Here is a 17,764-nt window from a genome sequence, read left to right as displayed (position 1 = left end):
TCTCTTTCAGAGCCGGCCGATGGGCCAGCAGACTTCGGTGCGGTAGGCGTTGGGGTCGTCGATTTCGCCCGGACCGAGGACATACAGTTCGCGGACGGGTTCGGCGAGCGAGGTGTCGTGTTCGGCGACGTGGCTGCCGAGGGCACCGTAGGTGCGGTCGAAATCGTCGAACGGGCCGGAGTGCACGGTGATCGCGAAGCGGCGCGCGGGCAGTTCGATGATCGAGAGTTCGCTCGGTAGCGCGATCCGCGGGTCGGCCGGAAGCGGGATGAAAGCGGCGACCTCGCCCCGGTCGTCCTCGAAGAATTCCATCGAATAGGTCGCACCGTCGGCACCGGCCGGCGCGATATTCGTCGCGGCCAACGTCTCGTGCAGTAGCGGATATGCGGCAGCGCACCAGTCACCGATCGCATCCCGGCTCACCGAATCGACGTACGCGAGCGCCGGGAAGGCCGCGATCGACCGATATTCGACGATGATCGGCGCGGCCGGTGTGAGCAGCGAGCGCAGCGAAGCAACCACCGACTGCGTGCGCTGCAACTCCGCTTCCATGCGTTCGAGATGCGCCCGCAAGGCGGCATCCCGGGACTCGGTATCCGAGGCCGCCAGCACCGCCTTGATCTCCGGCAGCGGCATATCCAGCCCCCGCAGCCGACGGATCAGATGCGCCTGCGCGATCTGATCGACCGAATACCGCCGATACCCCGACCCCGCGTCGACCGCAACGGGTTCCAGCAGCTCGACCTCGTGGTAGTACCGCAGTGTCTTCACACTGAGATACGTCAACCTGGCGAACTCCCCAATCGATACTGTCGCTGCCATACCCACCAGCGAACACCCTCCCCCCACGGGAGAGTCAACCTGGTCGGCTGCTCGCTATACGCTCTTGGCTGCATCGGCCGAGAGACCTATAACACCAGCGCATGGTGAGTAACTGTCCACTTCCTACTCCCCCGTACGCTGTTCTGGTGAGCTACGACCACGTCTTGTTGCCGTCCGGTGTCGCGATGACGATCGCGCAGGTCGACGCGTATCTCGCTACCCAGCAGGGGCGACCCGAGACGGAACCGGTCGCGGCGATGGCGGCGGAGCTGAACAGGCGCAATGCTGAACTACCAGAGCAGGACGGATTCCTGAGCACGGTTCCGGTCGGCGGCGCGGCGACCGGTGCGGTACTGCACGTACCGTGCCCGTACGACGCGATCGGATTCGTCCGGCATTTGCTGTTCGAGATAGCGACACCGTTGAACTACGCCGTCTACGATCCGCAGCTGGCCTGGCTGATGGATCCGGCCGGACATGTGCCCGCGCTGGTCACCCACGGTGGCGCGGGCGAATTCCCCTATTTGACGAAAGCCCTTGCCGACCAGTGGATTTCCGAGCTGGCGCCGCCGAATCCGTATCTGGTCGTCGAGCGTGACGAGCAGGTCTACATCCAGACCTACCGCGACAAGTCCGGAACATTCACCCTCGAATACCGAGATGGCGCCCCGGACCAGCACTTCGGCATCACCGTCACCGACCCGCAGACCGTCGCGGACCTGATCTGGGACTGGGCGATCGACAACCGCACCCGGCTGCAGGCCCTGCCCTGGAGTCGAATCACCGTCTGACGCTTACTGATTCTGTGCCGCCAGCCGACCGGCCAGGGCAATGAACGAGGCCCCGAACACCCGGCGCATCCAGGTGACCACGGCGGGCCGGGAAATCACCTGGTTGCGCACGGCGGCCGCGCAGGCACCGTAGATCGCGAAGACCACGAATGTGGCGAGCATGAAGAGCCCGCTCAGTTCGAGCATGCGCGCCAACGCATTCGGCGCATCAGTATCGCTAGCGATCGCTTGCGGGTCGCTCGAAAGGGTCGGCACGAACTGGGGCAGGAAGGCGAAGAAGAAGATCGTCAGCTTCGGGTTGAGGATATTGAGCAGCACCGCCGAGGTGATCACCTGTCGGGCGGAAGGAGTTCCGGCCTCCGGCTCCGGCACGGCCAGTGCGCCCTTGTCCCGGAACGTATTCCACGCCATGTACAGCAGGTAGGCGACACCGAGATACTTCAGCGTCTGGAACGCGACGGCACTCGCGTTGAGCAGTGCGGCCAGTCCGGTGACGGCCGCGATCATGTGCGGAATGATGCCGAGCGTGCAGCCGAAGGCCGCGATCACGCTGGCCTTCGTCCCTCGGGAAAGTCCGGCCGCCAGCGTGAACAGCACGCCGGTGCCGGGTGTGGCGACGATGACGAGCGTGGTCAGCAAGAACTCGATGCTCATCCCCGACACAGTAACCCGTGCCCGACCGAACGCAAGCTATAGTGCCCGCCTACCTGATAGCGCACGGCCGAGGGTGAGTTCGTCGGCGAATTCGAGATCGCCGCCCATCGGCAGACCGGATGCCAGACGCGTCACCGACAAACCCGGAAAATCGCGCAGCATCCGCACCAGGTAGGTGGCCGTCGCCTCGCCCTCGGTATTCGGGTCTGTCGCGATGATCACCTCGCTGACATCGACGCCGTCCTCCTGATTGCCGATGCGCGCCAACAACTCTCGAATGCGCAGCTGATCCGGTCCGATGCCGCTGAGCGGATCGAGCGCGCCACCGAGCACGTGATAGCGGCCGCGGAATTCGCGAGTGCGCTCGATAGCCTGCACATCCTTCGGCTCCTCGACCACGCAGATCATGGTGCGGTCGCGGCGCGGATCCGAACAGATGCGGCACATTTCGTTATCCGAGACCGTGCCGCAGACAATGCAGAATTGCACGCCGTCGCGCACCTTCTGCAAAGCGGCCTGCAGCCGGTCGATATCGGGCGGCTCGACCTGGAGCAGATGAAATGCGATGCGCTGCGCGCTTTTCGGACCGACGCCGGGCAACTTGCCCAACTCGTCGATCAGATCCTGGACCGGGCCCTCGTACAAAGACGTCCCCGGATCAGAAGTCGGGCAGACCCGGCAGCGACCCGCCGCCGGCCAGCGGACCGAGCCGCTCGGCAGCCAGCTGCTGCGCGTTGGACATGGCGTCGTTGACCGCGCCGATCACCAGATCCTGCAGCCCCTCGACATCGTCCGGGTCGACGATCTTCGGATCGATGCTCAACGCGACGACCTCACCGGTCGCCTTGATGGTGACCTGGACCAGGCCGCCACCGGCCTGACCCTCCACTTCGGTCGCCGCGATCTCGGCCTGGGCCTGCATCACCGCCTGCTGCATCTGCTGCGCCTGGGCGAGTAATTGCTGCATATCGAACTGACCACCGGGCTGCACGGCTTGTCCTCTCTGCGGAAAGTGTCGTCGTTCAGCCTAGTGGGCGCGGCAACAGCCGTGTCCGCAGCCCCGAGCCGCCAGATAACAGTTCGATTGTGAACCAGATGTCAGCGAGGCCAGCGTCATACGATCGTCGCAGGGTCGGGGTCCGGGTGTGGTTAGTTCTGGAGACAGCAATGCGCGCAAACCGAGTTTTTTTCATGGGCACCGTGGTGCTCACGCTGGGATTTCCCAGTCTGTTCCTCGGGGCCGCCGGTCCCGCCACCGCCGACTCCGGCATTGTCGACCCCGAGGTGATCGACTCCGAGGTCGTCGACGCGGCGTTGGACTATGGCGGCGGGTGCGTCCTCTATCCCGACAATCCGGCCGCGACCATCGATTCGCTGCGCTTGCGCTGCTCGGCCGAACAGCAGGACGCGATCTTCCGCGATGCCCCGCGCGGCGAGGTGCCGAGGGGAGTTACGAACGGCTGGGTGACCAGGCCGCCCATCATGGAGGCGGTGGCCCCGGCCTTGTGGATCGGTAAGAACTTTTACACCGGCCCCGACGGCGGCTTTCTGGTGAACCGGGTGACACCCGCGGGCCTAGAGGCATGGCAGGCCGACGTCTACACCGCACCCGCGATCACGGATGGCGGGCCGACCTGGGCGTTGAACTACGCCCCGTCACCGACCCCGCAGGTCTACGACGAGATCCGCGAGGTCACGCCCAATGTCTGGTTCGGCTATTCCTGGTGGCGCGGCTACTTCCAGACCACCTTGCTGCTCACCTTCGCGCTGACCTACTAGGGCCGGTCTCAGAGGTGCGGGTGACATCCGGTGTCGTGCATGCGCAGCCCCCGGCAATGTCACCGCAGTCGACGACGAAGGCGTGCAGTGCGTGGGCGAGGTCGATGCAGTCGGCATCGGTGCATTCGGCGGTGCGGCCGACGTGGACGATGAGGGTGCCGTGGCAGTGGTCGATGGCGGATTCGCAGGACGGACACGTCGGCGCGCGCATATGGCCTCCAGACGAGATCGGTTCGTGAATCGGTCATAGCACCCGCCCCGGACAGGTAGTGGGAGATCCGTCGCGTGTCGTGCGACGACGGCTGTCCGGAAACCGACTGTTCATGCTGCGCACGCGGTGTGAGCGACGGGGCTCGGAGGCGGTAGCTCGCGTACCGCGGAGGGCCCCGGGAACACCGCAATTCGAACACAGCTGGCCGGGGTGTTGTGATGAACTTGCTGCATGGGCATCAAGGTGTCTCTCGAACACCGGACCACCTACACCTTCGACCGGTCGGTGGAGATCCATCCCCATGTGGTGCGATTGCGGCCTGCGCCGCATTCACGGACCAAGATCGAGGCGTACTCGATGCGGGTCACCCCGGGCGATCACTTCTGCAACTGGCAGCAGGACGCGTTCGGGAATTTCCTTGCCCGGCTGGTCTTTCCGAATCCGGCGCGGGAGTTGTCCATCACCATCGGGTTGATCGCCGATCTCGAGGTGCTCAACCCGTTCGACTTCTTCATCGAGGATTACGCCGAGCACTTTCCGTTCGCCTACAGCCCGGAGTTGGTCGCGGATCTGGATCCGTATCTGCGTCCGATCGATGAATCCGAGCCGGGTTCGGGACCAGGTGCGCTGGTTCGCGAATGGGTGCGCGCGTATACGCCCACCGATCGGCCGAGCACTATCGATTTCCTGGTCGCGGTCAATCAGGCGCTGCGCGATGACGTCGGGTACACGATTCGGATGGAGCCCGGTGTGCAATCGCCGGACCACACCCTGCGCAGCGCGATCGGGTCCTGCCGCGATTCGGCGTGGTTGCTGGTGTCGATCCTGCGGGGATTCGGGCTGGCGGCGCGGTTCGTGTCCGGGTATCTGGTGCAGCTGGCTCAGGACGTGCCCGCACTCGACGGGCCGTCGGGACCGTCCGCCGATTTCACCGATCTGCATGCCTGGACCGAGGTGTTCCTGCCCGGTGCGGGGTGGGTCGGCCTCGATCCGACCGCCGGCCTGTTCGCGGGCGAGGGGCATATACCGCTGGCCGCGACACCGCATCCGACCTCGTCGGCGCCGATCACCGGCGCGACCGGGCGGACCGAGACGACCATGGATTTCGCCAATACCGTGCGGCGGGTGCATGAGGACCCGCGAACCACATTGCCCTACACCGCATCCCAGTGGGCGCGGATCACGGCCGCGGGTGCGGCGGTCGACGAGCGCATGGCGGATGTCGGGCTGACCATCGGTGGCGAGCCGACGTTCGTATCGATCGACGATCAGACCAGCCCGGAATGGACGACCGAGGCGGACGGGGCGCGCAAACGCGAACGCGCCGTCGATCTCGCCGATCGGTTGCGTCGCATCTATGCGCCGACCGGGTTGGTGCAGTATCGGCAAGGTAAGTGGTATCCGGGAGAACCGTTGCCGCGCTGGGAGGTTGCGGTCGTGTGGCGTGCCGATGGTGAACCCGTCTGGACGCGTCAGGATCTGCTTGCTGATCCGTGGACGCCACCGAAGATGGTTGCCTCGGTGCCGGCGGGGGAGGCTGTCAGTGTGGAGCCGCTGGCTGAGCACTCGGGAGATATGGCACGGCCGCAGTCGACCTCGTCCGATGGGACGGTGCCGGGGTCAGCGATGGGATTCGGGCCAGGTGTCGGGAAACTCGCAGTGCTGGAGCATTATTCGGTCGGTGGCGTGGAGCGTTCGTCTGGGGCGCAACCCCATTCGGATGTTCCGGGCGGATCCGCGTCGATCGGCAATGGCGCAGCGACTCCCGACGGCTCGTCGGTCCGGCGCACCCGCTGGCCGAGGCTCGCCGATCCGGAGTCGGCCCGGGCACTGATCGCACATATCGCGGCAAGTCTCGGTCTGCCGGACACCCAAGTGCGTCCGGCCTACGAGGACCCGCTGGCCCGGCTGGCGGGCAGTGTCCGTGCGCCGGAAGGGGATCCGGTAGAACCTGCCGATGATCTGGAACGGGATTCGGCGCAAGCGCGCAAGGAACTGTTGGCGCGGCTCGACACGGTCGTGACCGCGCCCGCCGCCTATCTGCTTTCGCTGTATCGCCGCGCGGACGGTGCCGGGTGGGCGAGTGCCGACTGGCGGATGCGGCGCGGCAAGTCGGCTGATCAGCCCGAGGGGCGAATCGTATTGTCGGAGGGCGATTCTCCGGCCGGTCTGCGCTTGCCGCTGGATGTTGTCTCGTGGCAGCCGCCGCCGCATCCGCGCCCAGACAGTGATCCGCTGTTCACCGGGCCGATGGAGTTCCCGCGGACCGAACCATCCGCCGTGGTGGAGGACCCGGATTGGGAGCCGACCACCGCACTCGTCGGCGAGGTCCGCAATGGCAGACTGCACGTCTTCCTGCCACCGCTGGAAGAACTCGACGACTTCCTCGAGCTGATCCAGCGTGTCGAGGCAGCCGCGGTGGCGGTGGATCAGCCGGTGGTGCTCGAGGGCTACGCCCCGCCCGTCGATGCCGGACTGCGCACCCTCTCGGTGACACCGGATCCCGGCGTGATCGAGGTCAATGTGCAGCCGACCGCCTCCTTCGGCGAACAGGCCGAACTGCTTTCGACGCTCTACGAGCAGGCCGGACTGGCTCGGCTCGGCACCGAATCCTTCGATGTCGACGGGACGCACAGCGGCACCGGCGGCGGCAATCACATCACGCTGGGCGGCGTGACACCCGCGCGCTCACCGCTGCTGCGCCGTCCGGATCTGCTGGTGTCGATGCTGACCTACTGGCAGCGGCATCCGGCGCTCTCGTATCTGTTCGCCGGTCGCTTCGTCGGTCCGACCTCGCAGGCGCCTCGGGTGGACGAGGGCCGCGAGGACGCGCTGTACGAATTGGAGATCGCCTTCGCCGAAATCGCTCGGCTGAGTAGGGATTCGGACGCGCCGTGGCATATCGATCGCGCGCTGCGTCATCTGCTCACCGACCTCACCGGCAATACCCACCGCGCCGAATTCTGCATCGATAAGCTCTACAGTCCGGAAACGGCAAGGGGCCGACTGGGATTGGTGGAGCTGCGCGGTTTTGAGATGCCGCCGCATTTCCAGATGGCCATGGTGCAGTCGCTGCTGGTGCGCGGCCTGGTCGCACGGTTCTGGACGGAACCGTTGCAGGCCAAACTGATTCGGCACGGCGCGAATTTGCACGGCCGCTATCTGCTGCCGCATTTCCTCATGACCGATATCGCCGAGGTGGCCGACGACCTGCGCGCGCACGCCATCGAATTCGACACCAGCTGGCTCGACCCGTTCACCGAATTCCGCTTCCCGCGCATCGGGACCGTGGTGCTCGGCGATGTCGAACTCGAGCTGCGCGGTGCGATCGAGCCGTGGAATACCCTCGGCGAGCAGACCGTGGCGAGCGGCACCGCCCGCTATGTCGACTCCTCGGTGGAGCGGTTGCAGGTCCGGGTGGTCGGTGCGGACCGCGACCGCTTCGTGGTGACCTGCAATGGGATGCCGGTGCCGGTGCTCGCCACCGACAAGGTCGATGTGCAGGTGGCCGGAGTGCGCTATCGCGCATGGCAGCCGCCCAATTCGCTGCATCCGACCATCACTGTCGACGTGCCGCTCGTATTCGATCTGATCGATGCCGAGACCGGGTTGTCCCGCGGCGGCTGCACCTATCGTGTCGCACATCCCGGTGGCATGGCCTATGCGGAGCCGCCGGTCAATGCGGTGGCCGCGCAATCGCGCCGCAACCGGCGGTTCGAGGCGGCCGGCCACACCACTTCCCGGGTCGATCCGGGGGAACTACGTGCGAAAATGGCAGCACAGTCCATCGACATCGGCGCGCCGGGCATCCTCGATCTGCGCCGGGCGCGCACGGTGTGGGGACTGGTCGGCGATCGGTAAGCGAGGGGCGGACATACGTCCGCGCTCCAGACAACGTCTGGCAGGGGAAGCGAGGTCGGCGCGGTGACTATGCGCGACGAAGCGCGAGGCTCGGGTGCTCGGGAACCCGAGACGACGCCGCTGAATGCCGGGCGGCTGAGTATCCGCGAGCAGGTCGCGGAACAGTTCGCCAGATATCGCGCCGAGGGCGCGGATACCGCGGGCTACGACGAATGCGGTCGGCCGATGGGCGGGTATTACGACGAGCTGGTCGATCCCGCGGGTGGTGTGCGGCGCATGTGGTCGGAGCTGTCCGCCGATTTCGTGGAATTGGGCACGACCGGGCTCGGGCGGCTGGACAGCCGGGTGCGCAGGCTCATCGATGACGACGGCATCTACTACACCGAGGTGGGCGCGGCGGGCGAACCGCCCATGCCGACTGCCTGGCGGCTGGATCCGATTCCGCTGCTGATCTCCGCCGACGACTGGACCCGGCTGGAAGCCGGGCTGGTGCAGCGCTCGCGGGTGCTCGACGAGGTGCTCACCGATATCTACGGCGCGCGCCGCACCATCACCACCGGTCTGCTGCCGCCGGAGGTGGTGTTCGGCAATCGCGGATATGTGCGGGCCGCGCACGGCATCACGATTCCCGGGCGACATCAATTATTCCTGCACGCCTGCGATCTCAGCCGGTGGAGCGACGGACAGTTCCGCGTGATCGCCGACTGGGCCCAGGCGCCATCCGGTGCGGGGTACGCGCTGGCGGATCGGCGGGTGGTCTCGACGGCGATTCCCGAGGCCTTCGAACATTCCAATCCGCGTCCGCTCACGCCGTTCGCGCGGGCAATGCGGTTGATGTTGATCGAATCCGCGCCGATGGCCGATGACGATGATCCGGTCGTCGTAGTGCTCAGTCCCGGTGTGCATTCCGAAACCGCTTTCGACCAGGCCTATCTCGCCTCGACGCTGGGTTTTCCGCTGGTGGAGAGTGCGGATCTGGTGGTGCGTGACGGTGCGCTGTGGATGCGTTCGCTCGGCATGTTGAAGCGGGTCGATGTGGTGCTGCGCCGGGTGGACGCCGAATTCTCCGATCCGCTTGATCTGCGGCCGGATTCGCGGCTCGGAGTGGTCGGGCTGGTGGAGGTACTGCGGCGCGGCGCGGTGACCGTGGTGAATACGATCGGCAGCGGGCTGCTGGAGAATCCTGCGCTGGCCGGATTCCTGCCGCGGATCTCGCGGGCGCTGCTCGGAGAGGAGTTGGCGCTCGAGAGTGCGCCGACGTATTGGGGTGGCAATGACAGCGAACGGTCGCATCTGATCGCGAATCTGGATCGGCTGATCATTTGTTCGGCGGTCGACGGTGCGACGCTGTTCGGTCCGGAACTGTCCAATGCGGAACGCGCGGAACTCGCCACTCGGATCGAGGACAGCGGCTGGCAGTGGGTCGGGCAGGAGCCCGCACAGTTCTCGGTCGCGCCCGCGGTGCAGGGTTACGGCGGACTCGCCTCGGCACCGGTCGGTATGCGGTTGTTCTCGCTCGCCCGACGCGGCGGCTATACCGCAATGGAAGGCGGCCTCGGCCAACTACGTCAACGCCTGCAACCCGAGCGAGTAGTCATAAAGGTTGCCGCCAAAGACATTTGGGTCCGCGCCGCCCCGGCCGCCGTCGCTGCCGTCAGCACCGAACCCGCCCAGGAGGAACGCGAACGCCGCGCCCCGACAATCGAACCGGTCAGCTCCCCCCGCGTACTCAACGACCTCTTCTGGATGGGCCGCTATAGCGAACGCGCCGAAGCCGTTGTGCGGCTGCTCATCGCAACGCACGAGTGCTATCAGGACTACCGCTACCGCCCATGGCTGCAAGGCGCCGACGCGCTGCCCGCGCTCATGGCCGCACTGGCCCGTACCACCGGAACGCTGGCTCCACTCAGTGTGCTGCCTGATGGTGTACATGGTGTCGAGGTAGTGGAGAAGGTGGCCGCTGAGCCGAGTGCGACTGGGGCGAGCGGCGCTGCCACCGAGCCGGGATCGACTGGGGCGGAGCCGCGCTCGTCAGCTTCGCGATCGCAAACGCAGTCGCAGGCGGCAGGACCCGGTCCGCGTGCGGCAGCGTCATCGGGTCCGGCCGGAGCGGAACCGCCTGCGTCGCAGGCGGTTGGCCAGGGGCCTCAGTCGGCGGGGGCGCCGTCTGGTTCCGGCGAGCCCCGGTCGGATGCGACTTCCAGCGCGCAGCCGCCATCTTCGGCAGGGTCCGGTCCGCGTGCAGTCGCATCAGGTTCGGCCGGATCGCAACCGCCCGGATCGCAAAAGCAGTCGCAGTCGCCCGGGCGAGGACCAGGTGCCAGGGGAGCGGCTTCGGGCTCCGATGAGCCGGCATCGTCGCAGTCGCAATCGGTCGGGCAAGGGGCGAGTGCCACGGGAGCGGCATCGGGCTCCATTGACCCCTCGAAGCCGGTTGCGGCGATTACCGCGCGGACGATGGAGCCTGGGGTGGGGCGGGAGGGGCATGACTATTTGGTGGCGTTGACTGTTGATCGGGATATGCCGGGGTCGATGGCGTTTGCGATCAATCGGTACGGGTCGGCGGCGCGGGCGGTGCGCGATCGGCTGTCGGCGGATACCTGGATGATTCTGGGTGCGGTGGATCGGACACTGGTGGAATATCGGTTCACCGGTGACGATCAGGAATCGGCGTTGTCAGCGGTGCATTCGCTGTCGTTGGCGGCGCTGCTTTCGCTGTCCGGTATCGGTGCCGAATCGCTGGTGCGCGATACCGGTTGGTACGTCATGGATATCGGCAAGCGCATCGAACGGGGGCTGTCGTTGACCGCATTGCTCGGGGCCGCACTGACGACGGTCTATCCGCCGGAAGCCGAGCGGGTGGTCACCGAAACGGTGCTGAAGGCGACCGAATCGTCGGTGAGTTACCGTCGGCGGCACCGGGATTCGGTGCGGGTATCGGCGGTGGCCGGACTGCTGCTTTTCGATGCCGGGAATCCGCGGTCGCTGGCCTATCAGCTGGATCAGCTCGATGCCGACTTCCAGGCGCTGCCTGGTGCTTCGGGATCCTCACGCCCGCAACGACTGCTGGCCGATGCCCAGCGCATGCTGCGCCGGGTGGATCCAGCCGATCTGGATATCACCGATGCCGAGGGCCGACGTACCGAACTGGCCGAGTTGCTGGAGGGCGTGCACTTGCGGTTGCGCAAGATAGCCGAATCGTTCGAGACCACGAAACTGGCGCTGCCGGTCGGCATCCAGCCGCTGTGGGGTAGCACGAGGGTCGTTGGATGATCGCGCGCAACGCCGCCGCCCGGTGCTATCGGGTCGAGCATCGCACCACCTACAAATATTCCGACGAGGTCACCAGCTCCTATGGGCGCGTCTATCTCACGCCGCGGGAGTTTCCCGGACAGCGCCTGCTCTCGCATGAGATCCATATCGATCCGACGCCATCGGACCGCTCGATCGGCACCGACGTGTACGGCAATACCACCTCGTATTTCCATGTCACGGCGGAACATACGAAGCTCGTGGTAACCGGGGAATCCGTGGTCGAGGTCGATACACCCGATGCGACTGCGGTGAGTGCGACCGGCAAACCATGGGAGCAGGCCCGTCCGTCTACCACCAATGGCCCACTGGCGGTGGAATTCACCCTCGACCTGCATCCACCCGAGATCACCCCCGAGGTCACCGCATATGCCGCCGAATCCTTGACACCCGGCAGGCCGCTGCTGGAAGCGGTGACCGAACTCAACACCCGCATCCACGACGACTTCATCTACAAATCCGGCTCGACGACGGTATCCACCAAGGTCGCCGACGTCTTCGCCGCACGCGCGGGCGTCTGCCAGGACTTCGCCAGGATCGGCGCGGCCTGCCTGCGCTCACACGGACTGGCCTCTCACTATGTATCCGGTTATCTGGCAACCGATCCGCCGCCGGGTAAGGAGCGCATGGTCGGTGCGGACGCGACCCACGCCTGGTCCGCGGTATGGGTCCCCGGCGATACCGCACACGACCGGACCGGTCACTGGATCGGCTTCGACCCCACCAACGACCAATTCGCCGACGAACGGTACGTGACTGTCGCTTGGGGTCGCGATTACGCCGATGTACCCCCGCTGCGTGGCATCATCTACACCGACGCCAAGGAGAGCACGATCACCGTATCCGTCGACGTGGCGCCGGTAGAGGTGTAGCGATATGCGCGATTTCACCTGTCCGAACTGCGGACAACAGTTGGCCTTCGAGAATTCGGTGTGCCTGTCCTGTTCCAGCCCACTGGGTTTCAGTCTCACCGATCGCGCGCTGGTGGTGCTCGGCGATCCGCCGGGCGATGCGGCGGTGGATCGGTCGAAGGGCGTCGTCGATCGCTACCGGTTCCGGCTCTGCGACAACTTGCATGTGGCGGAATGCAATTGGTTGGTGCCGGTGCCGGGCACCGCGGTATCGGCCGGTGCGATCGTGCCGCCTCCCACGGGTACGTCGGAGGATGCCTGGCAGATCACGGTTTCGGCGTCGCCCGCGGATGGCAATGCGGGACCGCGACTTTGCGAATCCTGCCGCCTGACCCGCACCCGCCCCAACGATCTCGACGCCGCGGGCCTGCAGGCCTTCGCCGAGGCCGAGGCCGCCAAGCGCCGACTGCTCATGGAACTGGTCGAACTCGGCCTGCCGATCGTCGGCCGCGACCGGAACCCGCAAACCGGCCTGGCCTTCGACCTGCTCTCCAGCGCCACCGACCGGGTCGTCACCGGCCACAAGAACGGTGTGATCACCGTGGATCTGGCCGAGGCCAACGACCCGCATCGCGAACAATTGCGCATCGAGATGGATGAGCCGTACCGCACCCTGCTCGGCCATTTCCGCCACGAAATCGGCCACTACTACTTCTCGGTGCTCGTCGCCGATGACAATGCCGCGCAACGCTTCCGGAACCTGTTCGGTGATCCGGACGCCGATTACCAAGCGGCGCTGGACCGCCGCTACTCCGAGGGCGCCCCCGCGGGCTGGGAAACCGACTTTGTCTCCTCCTACGCCACCATGCACGCCGCCGAGGACTGGGCCGAAACCTTCGCGCACTACCTGCACATCCGCGACACCCTCGACACCGCCGCCGCCTTCGGCTTCGCCCCCGCCGGCGCGACCCTCGACCGTCCCCAAGTCGGCCGCGCCGGGTTCGACCGCATTATCGACCTCTGGCTTCCCCTCGCCTGGTCGCTCAATATGGTCAACCGCTCAATGGGTCACGACGACCTCTATCCCTTCGTCCTGCCCGACCCGGTGCTCGAAAAAATGCGCCTGGTGCACGACCTCTGCACCACCCCAGACCCGCGCTGACCGCGCGCACCCTGGGGGCGCGCGGTCAGCGCTGTGTGCTCAGCCGACGCCGTTGGTCGCGATCATGTGTTCCGCGATGCCTTCCGGTCCCCATTGGTTTTGTGCCAGCGCCTCGTATACGCAGATGAGCAACAGAATCCGGGCGCGCTGTCCGGCCGTCAATTCGGTATCCAGATAAGATTCCTGGGCTCGCAGGCCGGTGCCGGATACCCGGCGCGGGCTGGGCTCCGACAGCAGCCAGAACAACTCCGGCCCGATCAAGGTCGAGCGTCCGCCGGTTTCGGTGAACCAGCGGGACGAGTATTCGATCATCAGCTCGATGAATGCTTCCCCGTTGCCGACCGATTCGGCGAACTGGTTCAGCGCGCCCGATCGGTCGAGGCCGCTCTGGATCACCGACGCGAGCCGGCCCGCGACCTCCCGGAATTGATCTATGCCCTGGTCTTGCCAAACGGTAATAGCCATCATTTACTCCATCGAAGTGTCCGATTGTGGCTGAAGCAGTTTCGGGTCAGAAAGGGTTGATCTTTGTCTGGCCGTTCGGACCGGTGGTCACGAACGTCGGGGTGATCCGCGGCGTGGCACCGGTCCTGGGCAGTGCGTTGGGCAGCACTGCTTTCGGAGCGACGAGCAGCGGATCGGTATTCTCCAGGATCGCGGGAATCCGTGTCGGCACGACACGCTCGGGCGGCGGTGCCGAGTTCCGATCCTCCTCCGCTGCCGAGTCCCAGTCCTCTTCCAGCGCTGCCAGGTCCCAATCGTCCTGTTCTGCTGAAACCCAATCCTCTTGCGGCGCTGGGGCGCGATCCTGTTGCGGTGCTGGGGCGTGATCGTCCTGCGATGCGGGAACGTGATCGTCCTGCGATGCTGGGACGTGATCGTCCTGCGGTGCTGAGGCGTGATCGTCATGCGATGCCGGGGCTTGATTCTGCTGCGGCACTGGGACGTGATTCGTGGTGCGTGCATGCTCGCGTCGTCGCCCGAACAGCATCAGGGTGAGATGCACCGCGAACAGCATCGTCATCGGCATGCCCGCGTACAGTGCCAAAGACACGGGGCTACCCCCGATTTCGCGCGCGTACTCGATATTTCCGGCCACCGATACCAGGGTCCAGAAGACGAATAATGCCGTGGCGTACCACCAGCCCGAACTTCCTCTCCGGAAGGTGGCGGTGGCGATGATCGAACCGACGACCAGGCCATCGATGGCGATCGGCACATTCGCGGCGAGCGGGGGTGCCACCAGGTTTCGCACCGCCAGGTCGTGCAATGCGTCGAACGACATTTCGAATGACGTGAGTGCGACGACGCCGGTGACGATCGCCGAAGCATGCAACGGCCGCGGCCGCCACGCCCGTAGGCGGCTCACTAGGGACCGCTGATGATTTGGTGGTGCCGACTGCTCTTCGAACCGATCCGATCTCGTTGGTGTGATCGTCGCCATAGCGGGAGCGTATCGTGAATCACCCGCTATTCCGCCGAGGCGCAAGGGAAAAGCGCGTCGCGTTGCCCCTTTCGCGCACCGCGCGACCGACCCGCGATAGCCGATGTCGGCATCGCCGCGCGCCTGCTGATCAGCTGCGACCAGCCTCGGATAGGCGATCAGGCGCGCAGGCGCTCGCGGCGGAGTTGGTCGACCTCGGGGAGGTGCAGGGGTGGGAGTTCGTCCACGCCGAGGACGCGGGACAGGAGCAGGTCGGCGAGTTCGGGATTGCGGGCCAGGGCGGGTCCGTGCATGTAGGTGCCGATGGTGGAGCCCTGGACAACGCCCTCGAGGCCGTCGCCGACACCGTTGCCGACGCCGCGGGTGACATGCGCGAGCCCGGTGGCGTCACCGCCGAGTTTGGTTCCACCACGGTGGTTTTCGAAGCCGGTGAGGGCGGCGGTGAGGCCGGGGAGCAGCGGGGTGGTCGTCACCTCGCCGATGGCGCGCTTGGCCTGCGGGGAGGTGGTGACATCGATGAGGCCGACGCCGTCGACGCGCTCGCCGGTGGACGTCTCGTACCAGTGCCCGAGCACCTGGATGGCCGCGCAGATGGCAAGTACCGGAGCGCCTTTCGCGGCGGCCTGCTGCAGGCCGGGATAGCGCTGCAGATGCCGGGTGGCCAGGCGCTGCGCCGAATCCTCCGCTCCGCCAAGGGTATAGATGTCGAGCGACTCGGGAACCGGGTCGGACAGGGTGATTTCGACGATCTCCGCGTCATGGCCGCGCATGCGCAGTCGTTGCCGCAGTACCAGTGCATTGCCGCCGTCGCCGTAGGTGCCCATTACATCGGGCAGTACCAGCCCGATTCGCACGGTTGACTCGCGCCCGCCCGTCACCCGGCCACCACCGCTCATTGAATCGTTACGCGATGCTGTCATCAGTTCTGCTCCTCCAGATCGCGGTTGAGATCGCGGAACGCGGTGTAGTTGGCCAGCACCTCGACCCGTCCCGCCGGACAGGATGCGATGGCGCGCAACGGATCCGGCACCATAGTGTGTTCGACTCCGGCATAGGTCAGGCGCACCGCGAGATCGGTGGCGCGCTCACCGGCGGCCACCACCTGGACGCCCTCGAAATGCTCGAACCGCACATCCCACAGCCAGGACAGATCCTCGCCATCGGGTACCTGCCCATTCACCGCGATCACCAGACCGGCCGAATCGGGCTCGATCATCGACAGCGCCTCCTGCCAGCCCGCCGGATTCTTCGCCAGCAGCAGCCGGGCGGCGTGCTCGCCGACCTGCACCGTCCGATAGCGACCCGCGATCTCGCGCACCGTACCCGCGGCGGCCGCCGCCGCCGCCGGATCCGCACCGAGTGCGACCGCTGCGGCGACCGCCTGCGCGGCATTGCCCTTATTGGCCCGTCCGGGCAGCGCCAATTTCAGCGGCAGCCGGACACCGTCGGGTCCGATGAGCTCATCGCCGTCCAGCCACCAATTCGGTTCGGGCCGTTCGAAATCCGTGCCGGTGCTGCGCCAATGCGCACCCTCCCAGGCGATCGGCTCACCGCTGCGCGGACAACTCGTCGCATCCATCGACCAACCGCTGCCCGCCCCGACCCACACCACATTCGGGTGGTCGTAGGCGATGGAGGTCACCAACACGTCGTCGCAGTTGGCGATCACCACGGTCTGCGGATGCCGTGCCAGTCCGGCGCGCAGTTTGCGCTCGATCATGTTGATCTCGCCGACCCGATCCAGCTGATCGCGGCTGAGATTCAGCAGGACGACCACGGACGGATTCAGCGAATCGGTGACGTGCGGCAGATGCAGTTCATCCACCTCGATCGCGGCCAGCGGCGTCCCGCGGTGCGCGCTCAGCGCGGCCACGATGCCCGCGTCCATATTCGCGCCATCGGCCTGCGTGGCGACCTTGCCGATGGTGCTCAGTGCGGCGGTCGTCATCCTGGTGGTGGTCGACTTGCCATTGGTGCCGGTCACCAGCACGGTGCGCCGCCCGCGGCCCAGCTGATCCATGATCGTCTTATCGATCTGCAGGGCGATCAGCCCGCCGATCATCGACCCCTTGCCGCGGCCCGCCTTCTGCGAGGCCCACGACGCTGCCGCCGCCGCCCGCAGCGCGAGTCGCCCGCGCACCGTTATGTCTGCCACGCCGCGAGTCTATGTGTTCTGCTCGGCGGCGCATTCGCTGCGGCCCGCTCCCCTCGGCCGCAGTGACCGTACTCACTCCCGGTACAGCTTGGCGTTGTAATTTTCCGGCGAGTAGTAGTGCTCCAGTTCCTCCACCGACTCCGTTACATTGGTCTGGACCTCTTTGACGAGCCGGGCGGGACTGGGCAGATTGTCGACCGGCCACTGCTCCGGCTCCCACAGGTGACTGCGGATGAACGCCTTGGCGCAGTGGAAGAAGATCTGCTCGATCTCGACCTCGATCGCCAGGATCGGCCGATGGCCCTTGACCAACATGTCGTCGAAATACGGTGCATCGCGAACCAGCCGCGCCCGGCCGTTGATGCGCAGCGTCTCGCGGCGGCCCGGAATCATGAACAGGAGCCCGACGTGCGGATTGCTGAGGATATTCAGGTAGCCGTCGGCCCTGCGATTCCCCGGCCGTTCCGGAATGGCGATGGTGGTGTCGTCGAGCACCTTCACGAAACCGGCCGGATCACCCTTCGGTGAGGTATCGCAATTGCCGTCGGCATCGCTGGTACTCAGGGCAATGAACGGGGTGGCCGCGATCCAGTCGCGGTCACGGGGATGCAGTGCGACGCGCTCCTTCGTCGCGGCTCGTGGCATGACCTCCCCGAGCAACTGCCGCAGCTCGGTCGGATCGGTGATCTCATTGGTGTCGCTGATCTCGCCCATACTTCGAT

Annotated in this window: 16 protein-coding genes; 6 read left to right on the top strand and 10 right to left on the bottom strand. The window is 66.1% G+C overall.

The window, feature by feature from the left end; translation table 11 throughout:
- Positions 1-6: 6 nt before the first annotated feature.
- Positions 7-822 (bottom strand): MerR family transcriptional regulator, encoded by an 816-nt coding sequence (locus tag OIE68_RS30590; RefSeq protein ID WP_327094475.1) that lies wholly within the window; start codon positions 820-822, stop codon positions 7-9.
- Between the two features lie 146 nt (positions 823-968).
- Between OIE68_RS30590 and OIE68_RS30585 the strand changes: the two genes are divergently transcribed.
- A complete protein-coding gene (locus tag OIE68_RS30585; RefSeq protein ID WP_040685987.1) occupies positions 969-1,613 on the top strand; it encodes a hypothetical protein in 645 nt (214 codons plus the stop codon).
- 3 nt (positions 1,614-1,616) lie between these two features.
- Here the strand turns inward: OIE68_RS30585 and OIE68_RS30580 are convergent, their stop codons facing one another.
- From OIE68_RS30580 to OIE68_RS30570, 3 genes are read right to left on the bottom strand one after another with little or no spacing between them, the layout of a single operon-like run.
- Entirely contained in the window at positions 1,617-2,267 is a 651-nt protein-coding gene (locus OIE68_RS30580) for a LysE family translocator (RefSeq protein WP_327094474.1), read from the bottom strand.
- Between the two features lie 36 nt (positions 2,268-2,303).
- Positions 2,304-2,912 carry a recombination mediator RecR gene (recR, locus tag OIE68_RS30575; RefSeq protein WP_040685989.1) on the bottom strand — a complete coding sequence of 203 codons (609 nt, stop codon included), beginning with the start codon at positions 2,910-2,912 and terminating at the stop codon, positions 2,304-2,306.
- A gap of 13 nt (positions 2,913-2,925) precedes the next feature.
- A complete protein-coding gene (locus OIE68_RS30570) occupies positions 2,926-3,258 on the bottom strand; it encodes a YbaB/EbfC family nucleoid-associated protein (RefSeq protein WP_083897589.1) in 333 nt (110 codons plus the stop codon).
- A gap of 176 nt (positions 3,259-3,434) precedes the next feature.
- Here OIE68_RS30570 and OIE68_RS30565 point away from each other — a divergent pair, with 176 nt between their 5' ends.
- Positions 3,435-4,046 carry a hypothetical protein gene (locus OIE68_RS30565; protein ID WP_327094473.1) on the top strand — a complete coding sequence of 204 codons (612 nt, stop codon included), beginning with the start codon at positions 3,435-3,437 and terminating at the stop codon, positions 4,044-4,046.
- Here OIE68_RS30565 and OIE68_RS30560 read toward each other — a convergent pair.
- Positions 4,024-4,257, bottom strand: coding sequence for a hypothetical protein (locus OIE68_RS30560; RefSeq protein WP_327094472.1), 234 nt, complete (start codon positions 4,255-4,257; stop codon positions 4,024-4,026). The two genes, OIE68_RS30565 and OIE68_RS30560, sit on opposite strands and share 23 nt — an antisense overlap.
- Positions 4,258-4,488: 231 nt before the next feature.
- On the opposite strand from OIE68_RS30560, the gene OIE68_RS30555 reads away from it, so the two are divergent.
- From OIE68_RS30555 to OIE68_RS30540, 4 genes are all read left to right on the top strand, one after another.
- Complete coding sequence (locus OIE68_RS30555; RefSeq protein WP_327094471.1) at positions 4,489-8,118, top strand: transglutaminase family protein; 3,630 nt, start codon at positions 4,489-4,491, stop codon at positions 8,116-8,118.
- Between the two features lie 69 nt (positions 8,119-8,187).
- Positions 8,188-11,391, top strand: coding sequence for a circularly permuted type 2 ATP-grasp protein (locus OIE68_RS30550; RefSeq protein ID WP_327101870.1), 3,204 nt, complete (start codon positions 8,188-8,190; stop codon positions 11,389-11,391).
- Entirely contained in the window at positions 11,388-12,302 is a 915-nt protein-coding gene (locus OIE68_RS30545; protein ID WP_327094470.1) for a transglutaminase family protein, read from the top strand. The genes OIE68_RS30550 and OIE68_RS30545 overlap by 4 nt, the downstream gene beginning before the upstream one ends.
- A gap of 4 nt (positions 12,303-12,306) precedes the next feature.
- Positions 12,307-13,443: a zinc-binding metallopeptidase family protein gene (locus OIE68_RS30540; RefSeq protein ID WP_327094469.1), complete on the top strand. Its 1,137-nt coding sequence runs from the start codon at positions 12,307-12,309 to the stop codon at positions 13,441-13,443.
- Positions 13,444-13,482: 39 nt separating this feature from the next.
- On the opposite strand, the gene OIE68_RS30535 is transcribed toward OIE68_RS30540, so the two are convergent.
- The 5 genes from OIE68_RS30535 to OIE68_RS30515 all read right to left on the bottom strand — a co-directional run bounded on the left by OIE68_RS30535 (position 13,483) and on the right by OIE68_RS30515 (position 17,756).
- A complete protein-coding gene (locus OIE68_RS30535; RefSeq protein ID WP_040686009.1) occupies positions 13,483-13,908 on the bottom strand; it encodes a hypothetical protein in 426 nt (141 codons plus the stop codon).
- 46 nt (positions 13,909-13,954) lie between these two features.
- The gene (locus OIE68_RS30530) at positions 13,955-14,812 is read right to left on the bottom strand and encodes a DUF2637 domain-containing protein (RefSeq protein ID WP_327094468.1); all 858 of its coding nucleotides are present in this window, start codon (positions 14,810-14,812) and stop codon (positions 13,955-13,957) included.
- Between the two features lie 233 nt (positions 14,813-15,045).
- Positions 15,046-15,783 carry a type 1 glutamine amidotransferase gene (locus tag OIE68_RS30525; RefSeq protein ID WP_040686005.1) on the bottom strand — a complete coding sequence of 246 codons (738 nt, stop codon included), beginning with the start codon at positions 15,781-15,783 and terminating at the stop codon, positions 15,046-15,048.
- A 23-nt stretch (positions 15,784-15,806) separates the two neighbouring features.
- On the bottom strand, positions 15,807-17,042 hold the full coding sequence (locus OIE68_RS30520) for a Mur ligase family protein (protein ID WP_327094467.1): 1,236 nt from the start codon (positions 17,040-17,042) through the stop codon (positions 15,807-15,809).
- A 72-nt stretch (positions 17,043-17,114) separates the two neighbouring features.
- Positions 17,115-17,756 carry a pyridoxamine 5'-phosphate oxidase family protein gene (locus tag OIE68_RS30515; RefSeq protein ID WP_327094466.1) on the bottom strand — a complete coding sequence of 214 codons (642 nt, stop codon included), beginning with the start codon at positions 17,754-17,756 and terminating at the stop codon, positions 17,115-17,117.
- Positions 17,757-17,764: the final 8 nt, after the last annotated feature.

This window comes from Nocardia vinacea, from assembly GCF_035920345.1.
In the GTDB taxonomy this organism is placed as follows: domain Bacteria; phylum Actinomycetota; class Actinomycetes; order Mycobacteriales; family Mycobacteriaceae; genus Nocardia; species Nocardia vinacea_A.
This window is presented reverse-complemented; position numbering and strand designations above follow the sequence as displayed.

Bases quoted from the DNA above. Each gene is read 5' to 3' on its own strand.
- OIE68_RS30590 (WP_327094475.1), bottom strand. From the start codon at position 822: ATGGCAGCGACAGTATCGATTGGGGAGTTCGCCAGGTTGACGTATCTC.
- OIE68_RS30580 (WP_327094474.1), bottom strand. From the start codon at position 2,267: ATGAGCATCGAGTTCTTGCTGACCACGCTCGTCATCGTCGCCACACCC.
- OIE68_RS30565 (WP_327094473.1), top strand. From the start codon at position 3,435: ATGCGCGCAAACCGAGTTTTTTTCATGGGCACCGTGGTGCTCACGCTG.
- OIE68_RS30560 (WP_327094472.1), bottom strand. From the start codon at position 4,257: ATGCGCGCGCCGACGTGTCCGTCCTGCGAATCCGCCATCGACCACTGC.
- OIE68_RS30555 (WP_327094471.1), top strand. From the start codon at position 4,489: ATGGGCATCAAGGTGTCTCTCGAACACCGGACCACCTACACCTTCGAC.
- OIE68_RS30550 (WP_327101870.1), top strand. From the start codon at position 8,188: ATGCGCGACGAAGCGCGAGGCTCGGGTGCTCGGGAACCCGAGACGACG.
- OIE68_RS30545 (WP_327094470.1), top strand. From the start codon at position 11,388: ATGATCGCGCGCAACGCCGCCGCCCGGTGCTATCGGGTCGAGCATCGC.
- OIE68_RS30540 (WP_327094469.1), top strand. From the start codon at position 12,307: ATGCGCGATTTCACCTGTCCGAACTGCGGACAACAGTTGGCCTTCGAG.
- OIE68_RS30535 (WP_040686009.1), bottom strand. From the start codon at position 13,908: ATGGCTATTACCGTTTGGCAAGACCAGGGCATAGATCAATTCCGGGAG.
- OIE68_RS30525 (WP_040686005.1), bottom strand. From the start codon at position 15,783: ATGAGCGGTGGTGGCCGGGTGACGGGCGGGCGCGAGTCAACCGTGCGA.
- OIE68_RS30515 (WP_327094466.1), bottom strand. From the start codon at position 17,756: ATGGGCGAGATCAGCGACACCAATGAGATCACCGATCCGACCGAGCTG.